This is a genomic window from Pantoea sp. OXWO6B1, assembly GCF_001641135.1.
Classification (GTDB): Bacteria; Pseudomonadota; Gammaproteobacteria; order Enterobacterales; family Enterobacteriaceae; genus Pantoea; species Pantoea allii.
Map to the genome: position 1 here is coordinate 520,982 of NZ_LWLR01000001.1, position 24,469 is coordinate 545,450.

At 50.7% G+C, this 24,469-nt stretch carries 26 protein-coding genes; 17 read left to right on the plus strand and 9 right to left on the minus strand.

The window, feature by feature from the left end; all coding sequences use genetic code 11:
* Nucleotides 1–15: 15 nt before the first annotated feature.
* The 5 genes from rfaF to A6A26_RS04810 all read left to right on the plus strand — a co-directional run bounded on the left by rfaF (nt 16) and on the right by A6A26_RS04810 (nt 5,437).
* Nucleotides 16–1,074 (plus strand): ADP-heptose--LPS heptosyltransferase RfaF, encoded by a 1,059-nt coding sequence (gene rfaF, locus A6A26_RS04790; RefSeq protein ID WP_063877704.1) that lies wholly within the window; start codon nt 16–18, stop codon nt 1,072–1,074.
* A complete protein-coding gene (rfaC, locus tag A6A26_RS04795; protein ID WP_063877705.1) occupies nt 1,062–2,030 on the plus strand; it encodes a lipopolysaccharide heptosyltransferase RfaC in 969 nt (322 codons plus the stop codon). The genes rfaF and rfaC overlap by 13 nt, the downstream gene beginning before the upstream one ends.
* Nucleotides 2,027–3,196: a glycosyltransferase family 4 protein gene (locus A6A26_RS04800; RefSeq protein WP_063877706.1), complete on the plus strand. Its 1,170-nt coding sequence runs from the start codon at nt 2,027–2,029 to the stop codon at nt 3,194–3,196. Before rfaC ends, A6A26_RS04800 begins: the two co-directional genes overlap by 4 nt.
* Nucleotides 3,197–3,413: 217 nt before the next feature.
* Complete coding sequence (locus A6A26_RS04805) at nt 3,414–4,448, plus strand: O-antigen ligase family protein (RefSeq protein ID WP_253851872.1); 1,035 nt, start codon at nt 3,414–3,416, stop codon at nt 4,446–4,448.
* Nucleotides 4,448–5,437 (plus strand): glycosyltransferase, encoded by a 990-nt coding sequence (locus A6A26_RS04810; RefSeq protein ID WP_063877707.1) that lies wholly within the window; start codon nt 4,448–4,450, stop codon nt 5,435–5,437. Before A6A26_RS04805 ends, A6A26_RS04810 begins: the two co-directional genes overlap by 1 nt.
* Here the strand turns inward: A6A26_RS04810 and A6A26_RS04815 are convergent.
* Nucleotides 5,418–6,407, minus strand: coding sequence for a polysaccharide deacetylase family protein (locus A6A26_RS04815; protein WP_063877708.1), 990 nt, complete (start codon nt 6,405–6,407; stop codon nt 5,418–5,420). The two genes, A6A26_RS04810 and A6A26_RS04815, sit on opposite strands and share 20 nt — an antisense overlap.
* Before the next feature lie 330 nt (nt 6,408–6,737).
* On the opposite strand from A6A26_RS04815, the gene A6A26_RS04820 reads away from it, so the two are divergent.
* Complete coding sequence (locus A6A26_RS04820) at nt 6,738–7,823, plus strand: glycosyltransferase (RefSeq protein ID WP_063877709.1); 1,086 nt, start codon at nt 6,738–6,740, stop codon at nt 7,821–7,823.
* A gap of 152 nt (nt 7,824–7,975) precedes the next feature.
* On the opposite strand, the gene A6A26_RS04825 is transcribed toward A6A26_RS04820, so the two are convergent.
* Nucleotides 7,976–9,013 (minus strand): glycosyltransferase family 9 protein, encoded by a 1,038-nt coding sequence (locus tag A6A26_RS04825; RefSeq protein WP_063877710.1) that lies wholly within the window; start codon nt 9,011–9,013, stop codon nt 7,976–7,978.
* A 176-nt stretch (nt 9,014–9,189) separates the two neighbouring features.
* Between A6A26_RS04825 and A6A26_RS04830 the strand changes: the two genes are divergently transcribed.
* From A6A26_RS04830 to coaD, 6 genes are all read left to right on the plus strand, one after another.
* On the plus strand, nt 9,190–10,179 hold the full coding sequence (locus A6A26_RS04830) for a glycosyltransferase (RefSeq protein WP_074180983.1): 990 nt from the start codon (nt 9,190–9,192) through the stop codon (nt 10,177–10,179).
* 73 nt (nt 10,180–10,252) lie between these two features.
* Nucleotides 10,253–11,329: a putative lipopolysaccharide heptosyltransferase III gene (gene rfaQ, locus A6A26_RS04835; protein WP_063877712.1), complete on the plus strand. Its 1,077-nt coding sequence runs from the start codon at nt 10,253–10,255 to the stop codon at nt 11,327–11,329.
* Nucleotides 11,322–12,458 carry a glycosyltransferase family 4 protein gene (locus A6A26_RS04840; protein ID WP_063877713.1) on the plus strand — a complete coding sequence of 379 codons (1,137 nt, stop codon included), beginning with the start codon at nt 11,322–11,324 and terminating at the stop codon, nt 12,456–12,458. Before rfaQ ends, A6A26_RS04840 begins: the two co-directional genes overlap by 8 nt.
* A gap of 90 nt (nt 12,459–12,548) precedes the next feature.
* Entirely contained in the window at nt 12,549–13,823 is a 1,275-nt protein-coding gene (gene waaA, locus A6A26_RS04845) for a lipid IV(A) 3-deoxy-D-manno-octulosonic acid transferase (RefSeq protein WP_063877714.1), read from the plus strand.
* Entirely contained in the window at nt 13,823–14,602 is a 780-nt protein-coding gene (locus tag A6A26_RS04850; protein WP_063877715.1) for a glycosyltransferase family 2 protein, read from the plus strand. The genes waaA and A6A26_RS04850 overlap by 1 nt, the downstream gene beginning before the upstream one ends.
* A complete protein-coding gene (coaD, locus tag A6A26_RS04855; RefSeq protein ID WP_063877716.1) occupies nt 14,599–15,078 on the plus strand; it encodes a pantetheine-phosphate adenylyltransferase in 480 nt (159 codons plus the stop codon). The genes A6A26_RS04850 and coaD overlap by 4 nt, the downstream gene beginning before the upstream one ends.
* Here coaD and mutM read toward each other — a convergent pair.
* From mutM to radC, 4 genes are all read right to left on the minus strand, one after another.
* Nucleotides 15,075–15,884 carry a bifunctional DNA-formamidopyrimidine glycosylase/DNA-(apurinic or apyrimidinic site) lyase gene (gene mutM / locus A6A26_RS04860; protein ID WP_063877717.1) on the minus strand — a complete coding sequence of 270 codons (810 nt, stop codon included), beginning with the start codon at nt 15,882–15,884 and terminating at the stop codon, nt 15,075–15,077. The genes coaD and mutM overlap by 4 nt on opposite strands.
* 69 nt (nt 15,885–15,953) lie before the next feature.
* Nucleotides 15,954–16,121: a 50S ribosomal protein L33 gene (rpmG, locus tag A6A26_RS04865; RefSeq protein WP_001051798.1), complete on the minus strand. Its 168-nt coding sequence runs from the start codon at nt 16,119–16,121 to the stop codon at nt 15,954–15,956.
* 20 nt (nt 16,122–16,141) lie between these two features.
* The gene (gene rpmB, locus A6A26_RS04870) at nt 16,142–16,378 is read right to left on the minus strand and encodes a 50S ribosomal protein L28 (protein WP_006121249.1); all 237 of its coding nucleotides are present in this window, start codon (nt 16,376–16,378) and stop codon (nt 16,142–16,144) included.
* Nucleotides 16,379–16,616: 238 nt separating this feature from the next.
* A complete protein-coding gene (gene radC, locus A6A26_RS04875; protein WP_082875154.1) occupies nt 16,617–17,303 on the minus strand; it encodes a RadC family protein in 687 nt (228 codons plus the stop codon).
* A 150-nt stretch (nt 17,304–17,453) separates the two neighbouring features.
* Between radC and coaBC the strand changes: the two genes are divergently transcribed.
* The 3 genes from coaBC (at nt 17,454) to slmA (ending at nt 19,833) form a co-directional block, all read left to right on the plus strand.
* Nucleotides 17,454–18,680, plus strand: a complete 1,227-nt coding sequence (coaBC, locus tag A6A26_RS04880) for a bifunctional phosphopantothenoylcysteine decarboxylase/phosphopantothenate--cysteine ligase CoaBC (RefSeq protein ID WP_063877719.1) — start codon at nt 17,454–17,456, stop codon at nt 18,678–18,680.
* A complete protein-coding gene (dut, locus tag A6A26_RS04885) occupies nt 18,658–19,116 on the plus strand; it encodes a dUTP diphosphatase (RefSeq protein ID WP_063877720.1) in 459 nt (152 codons plus the stop codon). The genes coaBC and dut overlap by 23 nt, the downstream gene beginning before the upstream one ends.
* Before the next feature lie 120 nt (nt 19,117–19,236).
* Nucleotides 19,237–19,833 (plus strand): nucleoid occlusion factor SlmA, encoded by a 597-nt coding sequence (gene slmA, locus A6A26_RS04890; protein ID WP_063877721.1) that lies wholly within the window; start codon nt 19,237–19,239, stop codon nt 19,831–19,833.
* A 29-nt stretch (nt 19,834–19,862) separates the two neighbouring features.
* Here the strand turns inward: slmA and pyrE are convergent, their stop codons facing one another.
* Nucleotides 19,863–20,504, minus strand: a complete 642-nt coding sequence (pyrE, locus tag A6A26_RS04895; RefSeq protein WP_063877722.1) for an orotate phosphoribosyltransferase — start codon at nt 20,502–20,504, stop codon at nt 19,863–19,865.
* Nucleotides 20,505–20,551: 47 nt separating this feature from the next.
* Nucleotides 20,552–21,268: a ribonuclease PH gene (rph, locus tag A6A26_RS04900; protein ID WP_013027743.1), complete on the minus strand. Its 717-nt coding sequence runs from the start codon at nt 21,266–21,268 to the stop codon at nt 20,552–20,554.
* Nucleotides 21,269–21,422: 154 nt separating this feature from the next.
* Between rph and A6A26_RS04905 the strand changes: the two genes are divergently transcribed.
* On the plus strand, nt 21,423–22,607 hold the full coding sequence (locus tag A6A26_RS04905; RefSeq protein ID WP_063881061.1) for a NupC/NupG family nucleoside CNT transporter: 1,185 nt from the start codon (nt 21,423–21,425) through the stop codon (nt 22,605–22,607).
* 35 nt (nt 22,608–22,642) lie between these two features.
* Here the strand turns inward: A6A26_RS04905 and A6A26_RS04910 are convergent, their stop codons facing one another.
* On the minus strand, nt 22,643–23,089 hold the full coding sequence (locus A6A26_RS04910) for a DUF3574 domain-containing protein (RefSeq protein ID WP_063877723.1): 447 nt from the start codon (nt 23,087–23,089) through the stop codon (nt 22,643–22,645).
* 157 nt (nt 23,090–23,246) lie between these two features.
* On the opposite strand from A6A26_RS04910, the gene A6A26_RS04915 reads away from it, so the two are divergent.
* Nucleotides 23,247–24,110, plus strand: a complete 864-nt coding sequence (locus tag A6A26_RS04915) for a YicC/YloC family endoribonuclease (RefSeq protein ID WP_063877724.1) — start codon at nt 23,247–23,249, stop codon at nt 24,108–24,110.
* The last annotated feature ends 359 nt before the right edge of the window (nt 24,111–24,469 follow it).

The following is a 24,469-nucleotide window of genomic DNA, read 5'->3' on the forward strand; positions in this document are numbered from 1 at the left end:
GAACGGATACCCGCGATGAAAATTCTGGTGATCGGCCCATCGTGGGTCGGCGATATGATGATGTCGCAAAGTCTCTATCGTACGCTCAAGGCCGAACATCCTGATGCGGTGATCGATGTGATGGCACCGGCCTGGTGCCGTCCGCTACTTTCACGGATGCCTGAAGTCAATCAGGCGCTGGCGATGCCGCTGGGTCATGGCGCATTGGGGATTGGCGAACGCCGCCGACTGGGCAAATCGCTGCGCGCCAGCGGTTACGATCGCGCCTATGTTCTCCCCAACTCTTTCAAATCAGCGCTGGTGCCCTTTTTTGCCGGGATTAAACGCCGTATCGGCTGGCGCGGAGAAATGCGTTATGGCCTGTTAAACGATCTTCGGGTGCTGGATAAAGAGGCGTTTCCGCTGATGGTCGAGCGGTATGTGGCTTTAGCTTATGACGCGCCAGTCCGTTCAGCCCGGCAACTGCCACAGCCCTTGCTAACGCCTCAACTGCAGGTTAGCGAACAGGAAAAAACAGAAACTGCCGCGCAGTTTCAGCTCGCTGCTGAGCGCCCGACGATTGGTTTTTGCCCCGGTGCAGAGTTTGGCCCGGCGAAGCGCTGGCCACATTTTCATTATGCTGCCCTTGCGCAGCAGTTAATCAGCGAAGGTTTTCAGGTCTTGCTATTCGGTTCGGCGAAAGATCATCCGACCGGTGAAGATATCATCTCTTCTCTGCCTGAAGATAGCCGGGCACACTGCCGTAATCTGGCCGGCGAAACTCAGCTTGAGCAGGCCGTTATTCTTCTGGCACTGTGCCGCGCAGTCGTCAGTAATGATTCGGGCCTGATGCACATCGCCGCAGCGTTAAATCGACCGCTGGTCGCCTTATATGGCCCCAGCAGCCCTGACTTCACGCCACCACTCTCCGATCGGGCGCGGATTATCCGTTTGATTAGCGGCTATCACCGCGTACGTAAAGGGGATGCCGAGCAAGGCTACCATCAAAGTCTTATCGATATTCAGCCCGCACAGGTCCATGAAACACTGAGCACGCTATTGCGTGAAGCCCAGGAGGGGACATGCACGTCCTGATTGTTAAAACCTCTTCTATGGGCGACGTGCTGCATACGCTTCCGGCACTGACCGATGCCATGTATGCCTTACCCGGCATACGCTTTGATTGGGTGGTAGAAGAAAACTTTGCGCAAATCCCGTCCTGGCATCCGGCAGTGGAAAAAGTTCTGCCCGTCGCCATCCGTCGCTGGCGTAAACATTGGTTTGGCAGCCAACAGCGTGAAGAACGCGTTCAGTTTAAACGTGAGCTGCAGTCTCGTGAATATGATGTGGTGATCGATGCTCAGGGCCTGATTAAAAGTGCCGCGCTCGTCACCCGACTGGCTAAAGGCGTTAAGCACGGCCTGGACAATCGCAGCGCACGTGAACCTTTTGCCAGTTGGTGGTATGACAAAAAACATGATGTCAGCAAAAAGCAACATGCGGTTGAAAGAACGCGTGAGCTGTTTGCAAAAAGTCTGGGTTACGATAAACCGCACACTCAGGGCGATTATGCGATTGCCGAACATTTCCAGAAACACGTAGCATCGCGTGAAAACCCTTATCTGGTATTTCTTCATGCTACGACACGTGATAATAAACACTGGCCTGAAGCCCATTGGCGAGACTTAATTGAACGCATCCAGCCAACAGGTTTACGCGTGAAGTTGCCGTGGGGTGCCGAACATGAGCACCAGCGTGCGCTACGTCTGGCTGAAGGTTTTGAGCACGTAGAAGTCTTGCCAAAGCTTTCTCTTGAAGCTGTGGCACAGCAGTTGGCAGGTGCGGATGCCGTGGTGTCAGTGGACACGGGCCTGAGTCATCTGACAGCCGCGCTGGACAGGCCTAATATCACTTTATATGGTCCGACCGACCCGGGTTTGATTGGCGGTTACGGGCAAAATCAGCATATTTTGCGCCCTGTTGAGGGCAGCAAATTAGCAGACATCAGCGCGAAGGACGTCGCAGATATGGTCTTTGAGATTCTTGCATGAAGAAACTCCACATAATTAATCTTGGCAAAATGGGTGGCGTTGAGCGTCTGTTCTTGCAGTACATCAATGACTTTTCTGACGGGCATGACGATGTGATTTGCATCAGCAATGAGATAGACGACGACATTCGTCGCCATATTCCTCAACAAAAAATCACCTTTGCCAATCGTTGGATTAATGGCCTGAAATTAAAAGTCCCACAATTTCTTCGGAAATATGTACTACAAAAACGGATAGAAGCCAGCGATGCCGATGTGATTGTAGTTTGGGATTTGATTCCGGGGCTGGCAGCCAAACCCAGGCGTGCTGCTCTGGTCTATTACGACCACGGCTGCTCATGGCGCTATCCCAAGAATAAAAAAACGCTTAACTTTATGGCGATGCTGGATGGCGTTATTTCAGCCTCTTATGCTTCAAACCGCGTGATGCAGCATCGTTTTAATTTGCCTTGCCCACATCATGTCGTTATTAACCGAATCATGGTGCCACAGGGAATTAACCCCGCAACCAGAACGCTGAAAAATCCGATCAGACTGGGAACCGCATCACGCCAGGTTAGCCTTAAAGGTATTAGCGTAGCGCTACTGACGTTAAAAGAATTACGTCAACGTGGGCACAATGTTGTGCTGGAAATCGCGGGTAAAGGACCTGACCACGACGCCTTTGTGGGGCTCGCAGAGCGTTTAAATATTAGTGAGTTTGTCACCTTTAGCGGTTTTCAGCATGACATAAGCACCTTTTTCAACCGCATTGATCTCTATCTCAGTACGCCCGTTACTGAGCCATTTGGTCTTTCTTGTATGGAAGCGCTTTATTTTGGTGTACCAGTCATTTTTCCAATGATCGATGGCCAACCAGAAGTCGTCAGCCATCAACAGTGTGGAATAGGTTTAATGCCCTCAGTGACGATTGATGAACATGAGAAATTAACTGGCATACGCGTTGATTTCCCTTATCAGATCTACGATCCTGTCCACGATGTTATGGAAGAGGCCAAACTGGTTTCTCATATTGATTGCGCCAACGCGGTTGAAATCTTATCCGGACATGAAACCTACCAACGATTTAGTGAAACCGCCAAAGCCTGGACAGCAGAGCATTTCGACTATGCGCTGTTTAAGACAGAATTCAATGATGCTTTGATGGACGTAATCAGTAAAAAATGAAACTTAATCATTTAATCTTAAAAAAAGATGCACCTGCCAACGTTCTTAACCAGCTGATTTTTATTGGATGTGCGATAGCCTTTATTACATCGCCATTTGGGGGAGATTTTGGCAAGAATGTTTTTTATCTATCGAGCTATCTGGCCTTTCTGGTCGTCATTTTCCATTTCAGATTTTACACCACCAATAAAAAAATTTGATTCTTCCCGGTGCTCTTTTGGTTGTCGGTATCATCAGTATTATCTGGACAGCCATATATAAACAGCCTGGCGATTTCATCAGCCTTTACCGACAGTATCAGTCAACCGGAAGATTGCAGATCGCCGCAGCGTTTATCTTACTGACAATGCTCAATATTAAAATCGCACTGCAAAAACACACCGTGTTGACCGCCATTATTTGCGGACTTGCGGTAAATGGCTATGCCATTTACCAGGGTGTTTTCTTACATATAGACCGTGTAGAGCTTAATTTTGATCGGGCGACGGTTGCCGCCTATATTATTACCTCGGTTAATCTAATTTTTATTAAAGCCGTTTTACTCTTAAAGAACCGACATAGAGTGCTGCTTTTTTTAGCCGCTTTCGCCTTTACCTATGCTTCCATTGTGCTGACCGGAACGCGTGCAGCGATGCTGGCTTATCCTGTGTTGACCTTAATGATTGTACTGATGAGTACACATGTCATTAGTCGTCGACATAAAATGACGCTGTTCACTTTGGTGCCGGTGATGATTTTGCTGAGCGCCGCGCTATTTCATAACCTCATTGCGACACGTATACAGCAGTTCAATCAGGACATTGCTCACATGCATGAGAAAACTGGTGAGAATTCAATAGCTTCTCGCTTAAGCATGCAAATCATTGCATTTCGTACCGGTTCAGAGGCCCCATGGGGAGAGTCCGCTGAGCAACGCGCGGAAGAAGCAAAGGCAATCGTGGCAAAAGAGCCTTCGCTTTATGGGGCGTTAACCTATCTTACCGTTCACATGCACAATGAACTGATGGAAAATTTCTCAATTAAAGGTATTGTGGGGCTGTTGGCGATGGTCGGTTTATATCTCTGCTTAGTGCGTAATGCATTCACACCTTGCCATAATCCTGCACTCCTGGCCGTGACTGTATCATTAATAACATATGGCTTGAGCGACGTGATCTTTTTTAGTACTGAGGGCACACTAGCCTATTGTCTGGCTGTGATTATTAGCGGCTTGTTGGTCAATACCTCCGTTACATTACAGGACGCAGCATAATGCAAACCCGCGACTGGCTGCTAAGCGTAATTATCCCTTTGTACAATAGTGAACGTTATATTATCCCCTGCCTGAATTCACTATTTACGCAGATCGATGACGATATTCAGGTCATCATTATCGACGATGGTTCGACAGATCTTTCTGCACAGCGCGTAAAAGATTTTCTGAGCGGTTATCCCTCAGCTTCAGTCGAATTTATCCAACAGGCTAACCAGGGCGTTGCCGCAGCCCGAAATGCCGGACTGCTCAAAGCCAGAGGAAAATTCATTACCTTCCTGGACGCTGACGATCTCCTCAGTAAAAACTATCTGTCGATTATCAAGCCATTATTATTATCCGATCAGGACGATCTGATTGATTTTAATTATGCCCGATTTGAACATACGGTGCCTGAAGCATCAGAAAACGAATCGCCTCAGCGTGTTGCTTATGATTTTTCAGGGCGGGGACTGGATTGTCTTCACCCTCTTTTTATCCGATCGATGTGGCATCTGTGGAACCGGGTATACAGAAATAGCTTACTGGAAGGAGACGCGTTTGAGGTAGGAAGGCGCTATGAAGACGTTATCTTTACGCCATTTCAGTATCTGAAGACGCAGAAGATCGCTCATCTTGAGAATACACTCTACTATTACCGCGATAATCAGCAAGGCATTACGCGTAATGTTCGTGAGAGCGATATTCAGGACATGCTGTTCGCCATGAATAAAATGTGTGCCATCGCGCAGACAAACAGTGAACGGCGTCGGTTGGCGGCAGGCATGATAGTGAACTGTTTTAATGAAGTAAAAAGCATGTCGAAAGCGGTTTTTGGCTATTACCATTACGATAAACAAACAAAACTGGCGCTTAAGTCAGCAGCACGCCTTTGTAAGGGCCATTGCAAAACGAAAAAGTTTTGGCAAATGCGCTATCCCGAAGTCGACACGCTTTTTTCGTGGTTGCGATTTAAAATCCGTAAACCGGCTACTGGTGTGAATCGGTGACGGCTCCGAGTGCCGTTTTTTTCTTCAGGGCATATTCGGTTAATGTCATGCCCTGAGTGCGCACCTGAAGCCAGCTAAACAGCTGCTCTAAATCATCATAAAGACGGTCAATATCTGCGTCATTTTTAAACGTTGGACTGCCATCAGGCATAAACTCAGAAGAGTGCAGCATAAATTCAACATAATCGTTTCCCTGCGACAGTGTTTGTTCAACTACCTGCTTCATTTGCGCCAGATTTCCGCCTATGGGTCGTAACCAGTTGACCCGAGCCCCTCTCGATTTACCCCGAACAGTGTCCCAGGCTTTTTTAAACTGATTTTTCAATGGGCCATGTCGATACTGAATGCTCATCGGCAATTCCAGTAAGGTTGAGTGGCCAGGTTTTGAAATATCGTTGATATCGACGTAATAGGCACAGTCAGGAAACCGGCTGTAATCTGTACCACCTTTACCCTGGGGTGCACCAGGTGAGCCACGCCAGTCGACACGCGGCGTAACGGAGCAGTCAACCAGATAACCATTGTCGATCAATGCGCGCGCATAAACTTCATTAAAGGCCCAGCGACCAGCACGATGACTGCGCATTTTGGTATCAAATGCCGTTTCAAGCAGATCAGTCATGTAGGCGACTTTATCGCGCAGGACCGCCTCTGGGTACTCAATCAGATAAGGCTGGTAACGCCAGTCATCCTCCGTGAGTGCGAAATCAGGAGGGCTGTACCAGGCATGTAAATGCATGCCTATTTCACCCTGATTACGATCAAGGAGGTCGCGGCCAAACTCCACATAGGCAGGATCGCTGACCATCTCATAGTTAGTGAGCCAGGTGGGTTTGAACGCATATTTTTCGCACAACGACTGAAAACGCGGTAAAAAGCGAACATTATGCGTGGTGACATTGCCGCTGCGATTGCGCCAGAGGTTGTCACCTTCTGTATCAAGGGTAATTAAAAATGCTGGTTTATCCATGACTTATCCAACAATCAGTAGAGATTCTCTTTACCATGTTACGCAGGGTGCGCAATCCGCGCAAAAATATAATTGCGGTGAGTTTGGTTTTTATTCGTAGTCATCTATGCGCCGATAACCTAAAATCATTACCTTAATCCAAGGGGCATTTCGTTTATAAGCCATTGAATAACAGAGCGTTGTAATGTTTTTTATATTTGAAAAATTATTTGAAACTGCACTCACTATTTTACTCTGTTACGACTTGTTTAATGCCTGTGAGTCACATAATTAAGACCACGCACAGCGCAGGCGAGTCTTTGAGGTGAAAATTTGTCCAAGCGTATTTTGATGATAATTGACGGGCTGCCAGGCGGCGGTGCTGAAAAGGTCGTGCTGACGCTGGCACAGGGCCTGATAAATGACGGGCACCAGGTAGCACTTTTTTCTTTGCGTAACGTCTGCGATTATCCCCTACCTGCAGAACTCGATTACCAGATAATTAACGACGCTAGCCGTAGCCCATGGCGTAAGCTCACTGAAACATCGCGTCGCGCCACACTCCTGGATAAGGCCGTCCGTGCCAGTGAGACCCGGTATGGCAAATTTGATTTGGTACTATCCCATCTGCATAAAACTGACCGCATTGTATCTTCCTCGCGTGCGCTCGATCCGTTAAAAACCTGGTACTGCATCCATGGCGTTTTTTCGGCCTCTTATCTGGCGCGCAAATCAGGTTTTGCGTTTTGGCTTAAGCGCCAGAAAATCCGTTACGTCTACCGTAATCGTCAGGTGGTCGCGGTTTCTCAATATGTACTGGATGATTTGATCCGTTGTGTCGGTGTAAAACCCTCGCGAACCAACGTGATTTTTAACCCTTTTGATTTTGATGAAATCCGCCAGCTTTCTCTGGAACCTTGCCCGCTCGCAGGCACAGATTTCCTGATACATGTTGGTCGTTTTCATGAAACAAAACGGCATGATCGCCTGCTGGAAGCTTACGCACAAAGTGGCATCCAGGCTCCTCTGGTCTTACTGGGGCAAGGCAGCCCTGCAACGAAAGAGAAGTTACATCGATTGACTGAACAACTGGGCATTTCAGATCGCGTGCGTTTTGAAGGTTTCCAGCGTAATCCCTATCCCTGGATTCGTCATGCCAGGATGTTGATTCTGAGCTCAGACAGTGAAGGGTTTGGCAACGTTTTGATTGAAGCGATGAGTTGTGGAACACCGGTAGTAAGTACGCGTTGTCCTGGCGGACCTGCAAGTATTTTAACCGACGACCTGGGACGCGGACTGTCTGAGATGAATGCAGCCTCTTTAGCGGAAAAAATGCGTGAAATCCACGATAATCCCCCTGATTTGCATCAACTTGATTTGAACATCTATAGCCTGTCGGTTATTTGCCAGCAATATTTGCACCTGGCTGACACCTGATCTGAACGCCCACATTTCTGCCGTTGAGCACACATCCTGTTAACCAGCCGTTCCTTAAATCACCGAACAGATTAAGGGAACGGCAGGTTTGACCGTTGTTTGCGCAACGAAAGACGCCTTTAGTCTCAGACGTTCAGTAAATGATAAGATTGCTACGCGACAACGGCTTCCGGACTGCCTTTGAGCTGTTGCCACGCATCAATAACGCTTTCCAGCGTCACGTCATTACATTCCCCGGAAGGCGTCTGCAGGATTTTATATTCACCTGACCATGGGTGCCATCCGGGGGCATCAGTATCGCCAAAAAACACCACCTGCTTTTTATGTAAACCTGCAGCGATATGCATTTGGCCACCATCGCTACACAGAATTTGGTCACAACAACTAAAGCCCGCCATTAAATCACGCACCGACGTTGTCGAGTAGGCGGCGACACGAGAGGAATTGACTAACTCAAGGAGGCTCTCTGCACGGGCATCATCCCCCCTGTCATCCGGCCCCAGTGCACCCTGCGGAGACCAAAAGATCAGCACACGCGCTTGCTCATCCTCTAACAGATAATGGATAAAAGCCGCATAGCTTTCCAGGCCCCAACGTCGCTTCGGGCTACGGCTGCTGATGTGTATACCGTAAGTTTGGCCGGATACGGAAAACATGGAATTGATACGTTTTTTCGCCTGGTCTCGCTCTTTATGAGTTAAATAAACTCTCACCGGCGGAACTGCAGGCAAATGATCGGTCAGCGCTGAGAGATACGAGTAAGTGTGTTCGACCTGGTGGTTGCCAGAAAAATCGTCTCTGCCAAAGATTCTTGTCAGCCCGTTACTGGCTTCACCCGCGCCAATAATATGGGTGGCTCCCGCCATACGCGCCAGACGTAAGCTGTATTTACAGGGAACCGGGTTCGCCAGTACCGCCGCATCAAACTTCGTTTTACGTAAAGCCCAAAAAATTTTTAAACGGTGCCAGTAAACGCCAATTGCGGTCTCATTCTTGCCACGGTGCTTGGCTTTCTTATAGACATGAAGCGCATCAACATGGGGGTTATGCAGTATCACATCCTGCGCCACTTTATTTACCAACAGCGTCAGTTTAGCTTCGGGAAAGGCCGTTTTGATGCCTTCGAGCAACGGTGTGGTACAAACCATATCACCAATGTTGTCGCGCCTGATGACGAGGATATTTTTCATACAATACTCGGTTTAGGGATACCTGTCCTGGCTGTAAAGCACCCGGCGTTGAGAGTGGCGAAAAAATAAATTTCTGCTACACAGAGTATTTGACCCGTATTGCAAAAAAAGTTCTGAATGCTTTCGTAATAATGTCTGCAAAAATCCGCTCAATTTTCATTTGAACTCATAATGCTGTGTCACAGAATTTGCCTTTATTATCAATAATCACACCAATGTTTAACGCTGGTGCCATGTTTGAGACATTTATCCAGTCTTTGCTGGCTCAGACGCTGACATCCCTGGAAATCATCCTCGTTGATGATGGCTCCACAGACGGCTCAGGTGAGAAGGCAGACGGCTATGCACAGTGCTACCCCCACATTCAGGTCATCCACCAGCCCAACGGTGGCGTCTCACGTGCGCGCAATGCAGGGCTGGCGGTCGCTCGCGGCAAGTATGTGACCTTTCCAGACGCTGACGACACCATGAAGCCCGAGATGTACCAGACGCTGGTAGATATGGCAGAGTCAGACAATCTGGATGCGGCACAATGTAACGCCGAGTGGTTATTCCAGGCGGATGGGAACGTTCAGCCACTTATTCCCCCGGACAGGCTCACCAGCACAGCCGTGTTGAGCGGACCAGAATGGCTCAACAAGGCGCTGAAGACTCATCGCTACAAACATGTCGTCTGGCTCGGTATTTACCGACGCGAACTGATTGAAAAACTGAAGCTAAATTTTGAACCCGGCCTGCACCATCAGGATATTCCGTGGACCACCGAGTTCATGCTGAATGTAGAGCGCGTACGCTATACCGATAAACAGCTGTATCGCTACTATCTGCACGATGCTTCTATCAGTAACCGTAAGCGTACCGGCCTGCGCAATGTTGAATATCAACGTCACTACCTGAAAATTGCCCAAATGCTGGAAGCGATCAATGCGCGCTATCGCCATAAAGTCAAAATCTACCCGGCATTCCACTATCAGATCACTTACGAAGCACTCAGCGTATGCCACAGTATCCGACGCGAACCTGAGGAATCAGCCCGTCAGGCGATGATTGCGGATCTCTTCGCTACCCAGACACACAAACGCATGCTGCGTAATGCGCGTGGTGTAAAACAGTGGTATCAGTTGCTGCTCTGGCTGAGCCGTATTTATTACTGGCGCAGGAAATAAGCGACGTCACTTGCTTTAACCCCTTCAGGGTTTGCCCTACAATCAGCTCACTGAATTCTGAGAGCATTTGAGTATGACAAGCCCGATTCCAGCCCAGTTTGCACCGAAAAAAATTCTGTTAATCAAACTGCGTCATCACGGCGACATGCTGCTGACTACGCCTGTCATCAATGCTTTGCATCAGCATTATCCGCAGGCCACCCTTGATGTCCTGCTTTATAAAGAAACACGCCCCATGCTGGAGGCGCATCCTTCCATACATCACCTGCATATCATCGATCGCAACTGGAAAAAGGAAGGCGGCTGGCAGAAGTTGCGCCATGAAATGGCCCTGCTCTCAGCGGTGCGATCCCGTCATTACGATGTGGTGATTAACCTTGCCGATCAGTGGCGCAGTGCGATTATTACCCGGCTGTCTGGCGCGCCGGTGCGCATTGGCTTTGCGTTTAAGAAACGCGATAACGCCTTCTGGGGTTGGTGCCACAATCATTTGGTCACCACAGAAAATCACGATCGGTTGCACACGGTGGAGCAGAACCTGTCAGCCCTGGCACCGCTGCAGATTTCAACCGAGGGCGCCAAAGCCTCTATGCATTTCAGCCCGAACGACGATCGGAAAGTGCAGGATATGCTGCTCCAGCAACAGATAAATAGCCCTTTTATCGTACTGCAACCTACATCGCGCTGGCAGTTTAAATGTTGGGAAGAAGATAAGGTTGCAGCCACTATCGACCAACTGGCTCAAGCCGACCGAAAAGTCATCCTGACAGCAGGACCGGATGATAGCGAGCTGGCGATGGTTGAGCGGATTCTTGCGCAGTGCCATTCTCCGCATGTTATCTCCCTGGCAGGCCAGCTGACGCTGCCTCAGTTGGCCGCGCTTATCGCTCGCGCCAGGCTTTTTATTGGCGTGGACTCGGCCCCCATGCATATGGCCGCCGCGCTGGACACACCGTGCATTGCGCTGTTCGGTCCCACTAAGTTGCAACACTGGCGTCCATGGGGTGACAACAATCGGGTCATCTGGGCTGGCGATTATGCTCCCCTTCCTCCACCAGACTCCATTGATACGCGCACCGGGCAACGGTATTTATCCGTTATTCCGGTTGAGGACGTGGTGACCGCCGCAAGGAGCTATTTAAATGAGTAAGTTACGTCTGGCGATTGTCCGGCAAAAATACCGCCCCGATGGCGGGGCCGAGCGTTTTATTTCACGCGCACTGGAAGCCCTGGGTAGCGAACAGTTAGATCTCAATATCATCACCCGAAGCTGGCAAGGAAAACCCAATCCGGACTGGCATCTGCATATCTGCAATCCTGCTAAACTGGGACGGGTTTCGCGTGAACGGGGTTTTGCCCATGCTGCACGGGCCTGCTGGGAACGGGAGAAGTTTGATATTGTCCAGAGCCATGAGCGTATAGCGGGCTGTGACATATTTCGGGCCGGCGACGGTGTACATCGTGTCTGGCTTGAGCAACGGGCACGCATTGTTTCTCCGCTGCAGCGCTTGAGTGCCGCAATAAGTCCTTATCATCGCTACGTCCTGCAGGCGGAAACAGATATGTTTCATTCCCCCTCGCTGAAAGCGGTGATATGTAATTCTGAGATGGTGAAAAAAGACATCCTGCGCTGCTTTACGCTGCAGGCAGAGAAAATACATGTCATTTACAACGCTATCGATTCAACGCGCTTTCAGCCGGCCACTGAGGCCTCTCGTCATGCTATGCGTACACAGCTGAACCTGCCCACTAATGCAACCGTACTGATTTATGTGGGTTCTGGATTTGAACGTAAAGGCCTGAAAGCCGCCATTGAAGCGCTGGCCAGAAGTAATCGCTATCTGATTGTGGTTGGTCAGGATAAACAGGTGAAACGTTATCAGCAGTTAGCCAACCAGCTCAACTGCCTTGAACGGTTACGTTTTGTCGGCGTACAGCAGGATGTGCAGCCCTTTTACCATGCTGCTGATGGTTTGCTACTGCCAACGCTCTACGATCCTTTTCCCAATGTTGTGCTGGAAGCGATGGCATGTGGTTTGCCCGTGATTACCAGTACGGGCTGTGGCGGCGCGGAATTTATTCGCGAAGGCCAGGAAGGCTTTGTGCGCGATGCGCTAGACATCACAGGCCTTAACCAGGCTATTAACGCCCTTTCTATGCTGACCGTCGATATGAGGATGGGAGAAGCGGCGCGGCGCAGGATCGAACCCTATAGTCCACAAAACCTGGCGAATTCACTGAATGCGCTTTATCAGCAGGTGCTGAATAGCCACTCATGATGTGGGATGAGTGATTATGCTGTTTCTGATAAGATGCAGTAATCTGACTTTAATCTGTTTTTTTGACGCCAACGTGTCATAACGGTAACTATGACGACCATTTACACCGCATTGCTCTATTTTATTCAGCCACTGATTTGGCTGCGCCTGTGGCTGCGTGGTCGTAAAGCCCCTGCCTACCGTAAACGCTGGGCAGAGCGTTATGGCTATTGCGCCGGAAAAGTAAAACCTGAAGGCATAGTTTTGCATTCCGTCTCCGTGGGTGAAACCCTGGCGGCGGTGCCTCTGGTGCGCGCACTACGTCATCGTTATCCTACGCTGCCTATTACCGTAACAACCATGACGCCAACCGGCTCTGAACGCGCGCAGTCTGCGTTTGGCAAAGATGTGCATCACGTCTATTTGCCCTACGATCTGCCTGGCTCCATCAATCGCTTTCTTGATACGGTTAATCCGCGCCTGGTGATCATTATGGAAACGGAGTTGTGGCCAAACATCATCCGCATTCTGCATGAGCGCCATATTCCGCTGGTGATCGCCAACGCCCGGCTGTCGGAACGTTCTGCAAAAGGCTACCGCAAGCTGGGCAAGTTTATGCGTAACCTGTTACAGAGCATCACGCTGATTGCCGCTCAGAACGCCGAGGACGGGGAGCGATTTCTTCAGCTCGGCCTGAAACGTTCTCACCTGTCGATTACCGGTAGCCTGAAGTTTGATATTTCTGTTACGCCAGAGCTGGCCGCAAGAGCGATAACGCTGCGGCGTCAGTGGGCGCCCCGCCGCCCGGTTTGGATTGCCACCAGCACTCATGAAGGCGAAGAGGCGATTCTGCTGGATACGCACCGCCGTTTATTACAAACCTTTCCGGATCTGCTGCTTATTCTGGTGCCACGTCATCCGGAGCGTTTCAACGATGCCCGCGAGCTGACGCAAAAACGCCAGTTCAGTTTTACCTTGCGCAGCAGCGGTGAAATCCCATCCAGTTCAACGCAGGTCGTCATTGGCGACTCGATGGGGGAACTGATGCTGCTGTATGGCATTGCCGATCTGGCATTTGTGGGCGGCAGTCTGGTTGAGCGCGGCGGTCATAATCCGCTTGAACCTGCAGCCCATGCTATTCCGGTGCTGATGGGCCCGCACACCTGGAACTTCAAAGATATTTGCAGCAAGTTGCAGCAGGCACAGGGACTGATCACCGTCACCGATGCTGCGTCACTGGAAAAAGAAGTGACAAATCTGCTGCAGGACGATGATTATCGTCGCTACTACGGACGCCATGCCGTAGAAGTGCTCCACCAAAATCAGGGAGCCATACAGCGTCTGCTACAGTTACTTGAACCCCATTTACCGCCACGAGCTCATTGATGACTTCAACGCGCCAACGCCTGTCAGTGGTGATGATTGCCAAAAATGAAGCAGAGCTGCTGCCTGACTGTCTTGCATCCGTCCATTGGGCCGATGAAATCATCGTGCTGGATTCCGGCAGTACGGATAACACCATAGCGCTGGCCCGTGAAGCAGGTGCACAGGTTTATCAGGCGACGGAATGGCAGGGCTATGGCAAGCAGCGTCAGCGGGCGCAGAGTTTTGCCCGTTGCGACATGATTTTGATGATCGATGCCGACGAGCGTGTAACGCCAGCGTTACGTCGGGCGATTGAGCAGGTACTGGACGCGCCGCCGGGCCGCACCGTTTACAGCCTCAGCCGAAGTAATCTTTTTTTAGGGCGTTTCATGCGCCATAGCGGCTGGTACCCTGACCGGGTAATGCGTCTGTATCCGCGTACGTTACGCTATAACGACAATCTGGTGCACGAGTCGCTGAACACCGAAGGCGCACCAGTCAAGGTCCTTAACGGGGATTTGCAGCACCTGACCTGCCGCGACCTGATGGCATTTCAACGCAAACAGCTGGCCTATGCGGAAGCCTGGGCACAGGAAAGATTCCTGCGCGGAAAAGCGTGCAGTCTGTTTTCTGTCTTCACGCATACGCTGGGTGCCTTCATTAAAACGCTGCTGCTGCGTGCCGGGTTCCTTGATGGCAAACAGGGTTGGCTGCTGGCGGTCGTTAATGCCCAGTACACGTTCAACAAATATGCGGCGCTATGGGCGCTGAATAATGCTTCGGCGAAAGGGCGCACATGACCACTAAAGCTATCTATCCAGGCACCTTCGATCCCATCACATTAGGCCATATTGATATTGTGACGCGTGCTGCACAGATGTTTGACTGGCTTGTCGTGGCGATTGCGGCCAGCCCAGGCAAAAAGCCCTTGTTTACGCTGGATGAAAGGGTTGCGTTGGCGCGTCAGGCAACCGCCCATTTATCGAATGTTGAGGTGGTGGGTTTTAGCGATCTGATGGCCAATTTTGCCCGCGCGCAGCAGGCAAATGTCTTAGTACGCGGATTACGTGCGATATCGGATTTCGAGTATGAGATGCAGCTGGCGCGTATGAACCGGCATTTGTTGCCGACGCTGGAAAGCGTGTTTTTGATGCCGTCAGAAGACTTTTCTTTTATCTCTTCTACGCTGGTAAAAGAAGTGGCGCGGCATGGCGGCGATGTTTCGGCCTTCCTCCCCGCGCCTGTTCACCAGGCGTTACTGGCTAAGCTACCTTAGCGCTGACAGTTTGGGCACCAGTAAGTACTGCGTTGCCCATGCTTACCGCTGACAATGGGCGTGCCACATGCCCGGCACGGCTCACCCGCACGACCATAAACCTGTAGCTCTTGTGCAAAATAGCCGGGCTTACCATCACTTTGCAAAAAGTCGCGTAATGTCGTCCCACCCTGCTCGATTGAGCGTAGCAACACCGCTTTGATGGTATTAGCCAAAAGCGCGGCGTCTTCATGGGACAGACTCATTGCGGGGCGATCAGGAAGGATCCCGGCGGTAAACAGCGACTCACTGGCATAAATGTTACCCACGCCAACCACAACTTTATTGTCCATCAGCCACTGCTTAATCACCGTTCGCTTACCACGGGATTTTTCGAACAGATAGTCGCCATTGAACAGTTCACTCAGCGGCTCTGGGCCGAGGTGTGCCAGTACGCTACTGCCGGCCAGGTCACTGCTCCACAGCCAGGCCCCAAAACGCCGGGGATCGGTATAGCGCAGCACTTTACCGTTGCTCATCACCAGGTCGACATGATCGTGTTTGGCGGCAGGCAACTCTTCTGAAAGCACGCGCAAACTGCCAGACATACCCAGATGGATAATGATCCAGCCGTGCGGCAACTCCAGCAAAAGGTATTTGGCGCGACGTTGAACACTCAGCACAGGCTGATCGCTTAGCGCCAAAATTTCTTGTGAGACCGGCCAACGCAATCGCGCGTTACGCACAACCGCGTGAAGAATTGTTTGACCAACCAGATGTGGCTCAATGCCGCGTCGGCTGGTTTCTACCTCTGGCAACTCAGGCATAACCTCTCCCCTGCGCATTACACAAACAAAAAACCCGGCCTGAGCCGGGTTTTTTGCAGAAAACCAAAATTACTTAATTTTGGCTTCTTTGTAGATCACATGCTGACGTACAACCGGATCGAACTTTTTCAGTTCAAGTTTCTCTGGTTTAGTACGTTTGTTCTTCGTGGTGGTATAGAAGTGACCTGTACCAGCAGAGGAAACCAGCTTGATCTTCTCACGAATACCTTTAGCCATGATTCAGTTCCTTAGTACTATTAGTACTTCTCACCACGGGCACGCATGTCGGCTAACACCGTATCAATGCCCTTTTTATCAATAATACGCATACCTTTTACAGATACACGCAGAGTAACGAAGCGCTTCTCGCTCTCAACCCAAAAACGGTGTGAGTGCAGGTTCGGAAGGAAACGGCGTTTCGTCGCGTTCATTGCGTGGGAACGGTTGTTACCGGTCACCGGACGCTTTCCAGTTACCTGGCAGACTCGTGACATGTCTATTCTCCAAAAATCAAATCAGCTCGAGCTTTAAAAATTAGGTTTTGGCCGCCTCGTCAGGCTTACAGCCCGCCAGGCGAGTTCCATGGAACCCGCTAAGCTGGCCTAACCGCCAAACCCGAGATTCTCAAAGGTGGCGTAGTATACGCCGCTCGGCCCAAGTGCTCAAGTCCCGAACAGATAAAGATCCCGAATGATCGTGTAAAAAGCCGTCATCTGGACCAGATTTTCAGGCTCAGAGCCATCCCCGTTCGGTAAATGAGACAGATTCACCATGTCCAATCACCAGATGATCGAGCACGCGAATGTTTACCAGGCGACAAGCTTCGCAGATTTTCACCGTAATGTCGCGGTCAGCCTTACTGGGCTCGGCTTTTCCCGACGGATGGTTATGCGCGATGATCAACGCTGCAGCGTTAATTTTAAGCGCCTCGCGCACAATCTCTCGTGGATGAACCTCCACACTATTAATGGAGCCAGAGAACATTTGCCGGGCGGTTATCACCCGATGTTGATTATCTAAAAACATCACGATAAAAATCTCACGTTCCTGTTCCGCCAACAGCATTTGCAGATACTGGCGTGTTGCAATGGGGCTATCGAGCGTATTTTCACGGGCCAGTTGGCTGGCAAAAAAGCGTTTAGCCAGCTCAGCAACGGCCCGGAGCTGGATTAACTTAATTTCGCCCGCCCCTTTAATGCCTTTAAAATCCTCGGCACTGGCGTTCACGATGTTGTATAGCGAGCCCAACTCTTGCAACATCTGCTGTGCCAGCTTCATCACCGGTACGCCTCTTGAACCGGTGCGCAAAAAGATGGCTAACAGTTCTGCATCACTTAATGCATCTGCGCCCAGTAGCTTAAGTTTTTCCCGTGGTAGAAAATGATTCATTGCTGCTCTCCCTGTCGCCCCCTGTATCATCCCCTGTCAGTGAAAACGCCACCAGTGAGCAAACGTGATTCTTCGGCACATCTCGCAAACGCAGTCATTGAAAAGGTGCCTGAGAGGTTTTGTGATAAAATTCGACCATTCCGCCGTCCCGAAACGGCAATTGAAAATGAGGTTAGCTGCATGATGGGATTAGCCGGTAAAAAAGTGCTGTTAGGCGTAAGTGGTGGTATTGCGGCCTATAAAACACCCGAGCTGGTGCGCCGTCTTCGCGATCGCGGTGCCGATGTGCGCGTGATGATGACCCATGCAGCAAAAGCGTTTATTACGCCGCTCAGCCTCCAGGCGGTATCGGGCTATCCGGTAATGGACGATCTGCTCGACCCAGCAGCCGAGGCAGCAATGGGTCATATTGAGTTGGCCAAATGGGCCGATCTGATTCTACTGGCACCGGCATCAGCAGATGTAATTGCGCGAATGACGGCCGGTATGGCGAATGATTTAGTGACGACCGCCGTGCTGGCTACCGCGTCACCTGTCGCGATTGTGCCCGCAATGAATCAGCAGATGTACCGTGCAGCCGTCACGCAAGCAAACCTCGCGACGCTTCAGTCGCGTGGCGTGTTGATCTGGGGGCCTGACAGCGGCAGCCAGGCATGCGGCGATGTCGGGCCGGGTCGTATGCTCGACCCGCTGGCTATCGTGGACTACGCGGTGCAGTGGGCAAGCCCCGTCAACGATCTGCAACATCTCAACATTATGATTACCGCCGGTCCTACCCGTGAAGCCATCGACCCTGTGCGTTATATCAGCAATCACAGTTCCGGAAAAATGGGCTTTGCCATTGCGACAGCCGCCGCCAGCCGTGGTGCAAATGTCACGCTGGTTTGTGGCCCGGTGACCTTACCTACACCCACCGGAGTTAAGCGGGTTGATGTGACATCGGCACTGGACATGCAGGCGGCAGTGATGGGCGAGATAAACAAACAACATATTTTCATTGCAAGCGCTGCCGTGGCAGACTACCGGGCAGCCAACATTGCGGATGAGAAAATCAAGAAACAGGATGACGATAATGATGATAATGTCACCCTGCAACTCATCAAAAATCCCGATATTGTCGCGGGCGTTGCCGCGTTACCGCAGGGCCGGCCGTTTGTGGTTGGATTTGCGGCTGAAACCCAGAATGTGGAAGAATACGCCCGGAAAAAACGCGCGCGTAAAAAGCTGGACCTGATCTGTGCTAACGACGTGTCAAAAGCAGGACAAGGGTTCAATAGCGACACCAATGCTCTTCACCTTTTTTGGCAGGAAGGAGAAAAGACCTTACCGCTCAGCGATAAGTCACTCCTTGGTCAACTTTTAATAGACGAGATTGTCAGCCGTTATGATGAAAAAAATAGACGTTAAAATTCTCGATGCGCGCGTCGGCAAGGATTTCCCATTGCCGACTTATGCGACACCGGGTTCCGCTGGGTTAGATCTGCGTGCCTGTATTGATGATGCGATGGAAATCGCACCGGGCACCACAACACTGGTCCCTACCGGACTGGCTATTCACATTGCCGATCCGAGCCTTGCTGCTGTTATTCTCCCGCGCTCAGGCTTGGGTCATAAACATGGCATCGTACTGGGTAACCTGGTCGGCCTTATTGATGCCGATTATCAGGGTCAACTGATGGTATCGGTATGGAATCGCGGGCAGGAAAGCTTTACGCTACAGCCGGGCGACCGCATGGCCCAGCTGGTTTTTGTACCTGTCGTCCAGGCCGAATTCAATCTGGTGGAAACGTTTGACGCCAGCTTGCGCGGCGAAGGTGGCTTCGGTCACTCAGGCCGTCAGTAACCAGCACTACCGATTTTCACTTACGCCAATCATTTTATTTCTCATCGCCATAAGTCTTTCTCTTGTGGCTGATGCGTAGGTGTTGCCTGTTTATGGTGAAATTCAGGGGTTTTTAAGGGCATGGCAGAAAAAAAAGTCGTAAAGCGGAATCGTCGCGAAGAGATTTTGCAGGCGCTGGCACAGATGCTCGAATCCAGCGATGGCAGCCAACGTATTACTACCGCAAAACTCGCGGCTAACGTCGGTGTTTCGGAAGCGGCGCTTTATCGTCATTTTCCCAGCAAAACACGCATGTTCGACAGCCTGATCGAATTTATTGAAGACAGTCTGATTACCCGCATCAATCTCATCCTTAAAGATGAAAAAGAAACGATGGCGCGCCTGCGTCTTATCGTGCAGCTGATTCTGGGGTTTGGTGAGCGTAATCCGGGGTTGACGCGTATTTTAACGGGTCATGCGCTGATGTTTGAACAGGACCGCCTTCAGGGGCGTATTAATCAGCTGTTTGAGCGGATTGAGGTCCAGCTACGTCAGGTGATGCGTGAGCGAAAAATGCGAGAAGGTGAAGGCTTTCACACTGATGAAGCATTATTAGCCAGTCAGTTACTGGCGCTGTGCGAAGGATTATTATCGCGTTACGTTCGTTCCGAGTTCCGCTTTAGTCCTACTGCCGAGTTCGACACCCGCTGGCCGCTGATCGCGGCACAACTGGTGTAATACGCTGGCGGGCTCTGGCCCGCCGGCGATCAGACGCCGTACGCTTTTTGATACGCACGCACCTGGGCTAAGTGGTCAGCCATGTGCGTTTTTTCTGCCAGGTAGTCAATCAGGTCGTTGAGCGTAATAATGGCGGTCACCTTGCAGCCGTAGTCACGTTCCACTTCCTGAATGGCGGAAAGTTCACCACGGCCACGCTCCTGGCGATCCAGTGAAATCAGCACCCCAGCCAGACTCGCATCATGTGCATTAATGATATCCATGGATTCACGAATCGCGGTTCCTGCCGTGATGACGTCGTCGACCAGCATAATTTTACCCTGCAGCGGGCTTCCCACCAGCAGACCGCCCTCACCGTGATCTTTGGCCTCTTTCCGGTTAAAGCAGTAAGGCACATCCCGGTCATGATGATCGGCTAAGGCAACAGCGGTTGTGGTCGCGATAGGAATCCCTTTATAGGCCGGCCCAAACAGCAAATCGAAATCCACACCGCTGTCGACTAATGCCTGCGCATAGAAACGCCCCAGCAACGCTAAATCCCGCCCACTGTTAAACAGACCAGCATTAAAGAAATAGGGACTTTTACGACCCGACTTTAACGTAAACTCACCAAATTTAAGCACCTGCTTATTCAGTGCGAATTCAATAAACTGCCGTTGCCAGGCTTTCATGTCTTACTCCTCAGATAAAAAAGGCGACTCTGTGGTCGCCTGTTACTTTACTTTTCCAGCGCTGCTTTTTGCGCCTGAATTAATTCTTCGATACCGCCGCGCGCTAACGCCAGCAGTGCCAGTAACTCTTCATGACTGAAAGGTTCGCCTTCGGCAGTGCCCTGCACTTCGATCATGCGCCCATCTTCCATCATTACCACATTCATATCGGTTTCAGCGGCGGAGTCTTCGACATATTCAAGGTCGCACAGGGCTTCACCGTTAACGATGCCCACGGATACGGCCGCGACCATCCCTTTCATCGGGTTCGCTTTCAGCTTACCGCTGGCCACCAGCTTGTTTAGCGCGTCGGCCAGTGCCACACATGCGCCGGTAATCGAGGCTGTCCGGGTACCACCATCGGCCTGAATCACGTCGCAATCAAGCGTGATGGTGTATTCACCCAGCACCTTGAGATCGACAGCGGCACGCAATGACCGGGCAATAAGACGTTGAATCTCAAGTGTGCGCCCGCCTTGTTTCCCTTTTGCGGCTTCACGCGCCATACGGCTGTGCGTTGAACGCGGTAACATGCCATATTCGGCGGTGACCCAGCCCTGGCCCTGCCCTTTGAGGAAACGCGGAACACCTTCATCCACCGTTGCAGTGCAGAGCACTTTGGTTTCACCGAACTCCACCAGAACGGAACCCTCTGCGTGTTTGGTGTAATTGCGGGTCAATGTGACGGGACGCACCTGATGTGCGCTACGGCCTGCTGGACGCATGGTTATCTCCGGCTTGCAAATGGTTGGCTGCGTATTATACGGACTTCCTGGCCTGCTGTCTCTTGCCCTGGCCCGTCAGGCTCATGATGAAATTCATGTTGGAGTATGGCTAAATGCCTTACCTTTTGCCGCATATTTGCTAACTGATAAAACTATGGCCGCTATTTTTCATTTCCTGCTGGCGCTGGTGGTGATTTTCGCCCTTGCGTTACTGGTCAGTCATGACCGTAAACACATTCGCCCACGCTATATTATTCAACTTATTGTCGTTGAAGCCGCACTGGGCTGGTTCTTTCTTCATTCTGCCGGTGGACTGGCACTCGTGGGTGCGGTGGGCCGCTTTTTTGAAACGCTGCTTGGTTTTGCAGCGCAAGGCACGGAGTTTGTTTTTGGCGGCATGAGTCAACAAGGCCTGGCCTTTATCTTTCTTGGCGTACTCTGCCCGATCGTTTTTATTTCCGCACTGATTGGTATTTTGCAGCACTGGCGCATTCTGCCATTGCTGATCCGGCTCGTGGGAACAGTCCTGTCTAAAATCAACGGTATGGGAAAGCTGGAGTCCTTTAACGCAGTCAGTACGCTGGTACTGGGCCAGTCTGAAAACTTTATTGCTTATAAAGGTATTCTGGCCGATATCCCACCTAAGCGCCTTTACACGATGGCCGCAACCGCCATGTCCACCGTTTCGCTGTCCATTGTCGGTGCTTACATGTCGATGATTGAGGCTCGATATGTTGTGGCTGCGTTACTGCTCAATATGTTCAGCACCTTTATCATCCTGTCGATTATTAATCCCGGCAAGGAAAGTGATGAGCAGCCTGTCGCACTGGACAAGTTGCATGAAGAACAGAGTTTCTTCGAAATGTTGGGTGAGTACATCCTGGCAGGCTTTAAAGTGGCCATGATCATCCTGGCGATGCTGATTGGTTTTATTGCCTTGATCGCGGCCATCAACGCCCTGTTCGCCGCCGTGTTTGGATACAGTTTCCAGCAGCTCCTTGGCTATGTTTTTTATCCCTTTGCCTGGCTAATTGGTATTCCTGCCGCCGACGCCCTCCAGGCTGGCAGCATTATGGCAACCAAACTGGTCGCCAATGAATTCGTCGCTATGATCGAGCTGAAGAAAGTCGCGGCAGGCATGACGCCACGAGGATTAGGCATCCTGTCGGTATTCCTGGTGTCTTTTGCTAACTTTGCGTCAATTGGCATTGTGGCAGGCGCGATTAAGGGGCTGAACGAACGGCAGGGGAACGTCGTTTCCCGATTTGGCTGGAAACTGGTTTATGGTTCAACCCTGGTAAGCCTGCTTTCGGCGGCCTTCGCCGGACTGTTTATCTGATTCTTTCACGGCGGCCAATGCCGCCGTTAATGACATCAGAAACTCACGCAGGAAGGCGAATCGACGCGCATGACCGATTCCTGACCAAACTCTTTTTTATACTGCTCGCGCAGTGCTTCAACACGGCTGTTGCTATCGCTGTCAAAATTATAAATGAGCACCAACGCTTTACTTTTCTCACGCGCCAGTTGACCGTTTTCACTCAGCCATTGCCCCTGGGCATCATAAACCGACAATCCAGATTTAAAGCGCGGGGTCACTTCTTTATCGATAAAACGCATCCAGTCCTGTGAACTCACGCTGCCCCCTTTTGGCTTGCTGAGACCAAACCACAATGTGGTTTGCATCATCACTTCACCGCCAGCGCAAATGGGAACGGGCCGGGTAGAGGGCGCAAGTTGCAGTGCAGACGGCGGAGGCGGCGAGTGGCAGCCAGCCAACAGCAAGGTCAGCAGTACAGGAAAGCACAATACACGAGACATAAAAGGGATCCTCGATGAGTAAACCAGTAAACAGCATAAGTGCCTGTTGCTAAAAGCGGAAATAATTTGTTATCTCATCCTGTTCACGCTTACACCTGTTATGGTTAGCTTTGCCTCGTTATACTGACGCTAATCTTTCTGAAAATGAGTAACGCTTATGATCCGCAGTATGACCGCCTATGCCCGCCGTGAAGTCAAAGGCGACTGGGGCAGCGCCGCCTGGGAGCTGCGTTCCGTTAATCAACGTTATCTTGAAACCTACATCCGTCTGCCGGAGCAGTTCCGCGGGCTGGAGCCGATGATTCGGGAACGCATTCGTCAGCGCCTGACGCGCGGTAAAATCGAATGTAATCTGCGCTTTGATGCTGACCCGGGCGCGCAAGGCGAGCTGATGCTGAACGAGTCGTTGGCTAAACAGCTGGTGCAGGCCGCTAACTGGGTAAAAATGCAGAGCGACGAAGGCTCGATCAATCCGCTGGATATTTTGCGCTGGCCGGGCGTGATGTCTGCGCAAGAGCAGGATCTGGATACGATCAACACACAGCTGATCCAGGCACTGGATGGCGCGCTGGATGATTTCATCGACGCACGCGAAAGCGAAGGTAGTGCATTAAAAGCGATGATTGAGCAGCGGCTGGAAGCGGTGACGCATGAGGTAAGTAAAGTGCGTGCTCAACTGCCCGACGTGATCAAGTGGCAGCGTGAACGTCTAATCGCCAAACTGGAAGACGCCGAAGTACAGTTGGAAAACAACCGTCTGGAGCAGGAACTGGTCATGATGGCGCAGCGTGTGGATGTCGCAGAAGAGCTGGATCGTCTGGATGCGCATGTCAAAGAGACGTACAACATTCTGAAGAAAAAAGAAGCCGTAGGACGTCGCCTCGACTTTATGATGCAGGAATTCAACCGCGAGTCGAATACGCTGGCCTCTAAATCAATTAATGCAGAGATCACCAACTCAGCGATTGAGTTAAAAGTGTTGATTGAACAGATGCGTGAGCAGATTCAGAATATCGAATAAATTCTTTCAAAGTCCACGGCAATCCATAAGCCCATGTTAAATGGGCTTTTTTATTCAAACTACAGTCTATTGAAGACCACTTAGATTCATTATAAACCACTACCAAGTGGGGAGTAAAACGGGGGAGCGTTTTTGGTTTATTAGTCTCATCCGGCAGTTTATAACCATATCCTCCCCACAACGATTTTTCATCAGGATAGGTGTATTTTGATGAAAGAAAAGAAGCCTTACAAAGAGTTGCAGCGAAAATAAGATTTATTAATGAGCGTTAGGTTTAATCAACTTTGTTCGCTAGCAATTGTTTACTTTACAGGCGTAGTAATATAACCCGCATTAGAAGGAACAACCTGTCTGATTTT

What these genes read in the sequence shown, in the direction of transcription:
- rfaF (WP_063877704.1), top strand. Translation starts at nt 16, where the DNA reads ATGAAAATTCTGGTGATCGGCCCATCGTGGGTCGGCGATATGATGATG.
- rfaC (WP_063877705.1), top strand. Translation starts at nt 1,062, where the DNA reads ATGCACGTCCTGATTGTTAAAACCTCTTCTATGGGCGACGTGCTGCAT.
- A6A26_RS04800 (WP_063877706.1), top strand. Translation starts at nt 2,027, where the DNA reads ATGAAGAAACTCCACATAATTAATCTTGGCAAAATGGGTGGCGTTGAG.
- A6A26_RS04810 (WP_063877707.1), top strand. Translation starts at nt 4,448, where the DNA reads ATGCAAACCCGCGACTGGCTGCTAAGCGTAATTATCCCTTTGTACAAT.
- A6A26_RS04815 (WP_063877708.1), bottom strand. Translation starts at nt 6,407, where the DNA reads ATGGATAAACCAGCATTTTTAATTACCCTTGATACAGAAGGTGACAAC.
- A6A26_RS04820 (WP_063877709.1), top strand. Translation starts at nt 6,738, where the DNA reads ATGATAATTGACGGGCTGCCAGGCGGCGGTGCTGAAAAGGTCGTGCTG.
- A6A26_RS04825 (WP_063877710.1), bottom strand. Translation starts at nt 9,013, where the DNA reads ATGAAAAATATCCTCGTCATCAGGCGCGACAACATTGGTGATATGGTT.
- rfaQ (WP_063877712.1), top strand. Translation starts at nt 10,253, where the DNA reads ATGACAAGCCCGATTCCAGCCCAGTTTGCACCGAAAAAAATTCTGTTA.
- A6A26_RS04840 (WP_063877713.1), top strand. Translation starts at nt 11,322, where the DNA reads ATGAGTAAGTTACGTCTGGCGATTGTCCGGCAAAAATACCGCCCCGAT.
- waaA (WP_063877714.1), top strand. Translation starts at nt 12,549, where the DNA reads ATGACGACCATTTACACCGCATTGCTCTATTTTATTCAGCCACTGATT.
- A6A26_RS04850 (WP_063877715.1), top strand. Translation starts at nt 13,823, where the DNA reads ATGACTTCAACGCGCCAACGCCTGTCAGTGGTGATGATTGCCAAAAAT.
- coaD (WP_063877716.1), top strand. Translation starts at nt 14,599, where the DNA reads ATGACCACTAAAGCTATCTATCCAGGCACCTTCGATCCCATCACATTA.
- mutM (WP_063877717.1), bottom strand. Translation starts at nt 15,884, where the DNA reads ATGCCTGAGTTGCCAGAGGTAGAAACCAGCCGACGCGGCATTGAGCCA.
- rpmG (WP_001051798.1), bottom strand. Translation starts at nt 16,121, where the DNA reads ATGGCTAAAGGTATTCGTGAGAAGATCAAGCTGGTTTCCTCTGCTGGT.
- rpmB (WP_006121249.1), bottom strand. Translation starts at nt 16,378, where the DNA reads ATGTCACGAGTCTGCCAGGTAACTGGAAAGCGTCCGGTGACCGGTAAC.
- radC (WP_082875154.1), bottom strand. Translation starts at nt 17,303, where the DNA reads ATGATACAGGGGGCGACAGGGAGAGCAGCAATGAATCATTTTCTACCA.
- coaBC (WP_063877719.1), top strand. Translation starts at nt 17,454, where the DNA reads ATGATGGGATTAGCCGGTAAAAAAGTGCTGTTAGGCGTAAGTGGTGGT.
- dut (WP_063877720.1), top strand. Translation starts at nt 18,658, where the DNA reads ATGATGAAAAAAATAGACGTTAAAATTCTCGATGCGCGCGTCGGCAAG.
- slmA (WP_063877721.1), top strand. Translation starts at nt 19,237, where the DNA reads ATGGCAGAAAAAAAAGTCGTAAAGCGGAATCGTCGCGAAGAGATTTTG.
- pyrE (WP_063877722.1), bottom strand. Translation starts at nt 20,504, where the DNA reads ATGAAAGCCTGGCAACGGCAGTTTATTGAATTCGCACTGAATAAGCAG.
- rph (WP_013027743.1), bottom strand. Translation starts at nt 21,268, where the DNA reads ATGCGTCCAGCAGGCCGTAGCGCACATCAGGTGCGTCCCGTCACATTG.
- A6A26_RS04905 (WP_063881061.1), top strand. Translation starts at nt 21,423, where the DNA reads ATGGCCGCTATTTTTCATTTCCTGCTGGCGCTGGTGGTGATTTTCGCC.
- A6A26_RS04910 (WP_063877723.1), bottom strand. Translation starts at nt 23,089, where the DNA reads ATGTCTCGTGTATTGTGCTTTCCTGTACTGCTGACCTTGCTGTTGGCT.
- A6A26_RS04915 (WP_063877724.1), top strand. Translation starts at nt 23,247, where the DNA reads ATGATCCGCAGTATGACCGCCTATGCCCGCCGTGAAGTCAAAGGCGAC.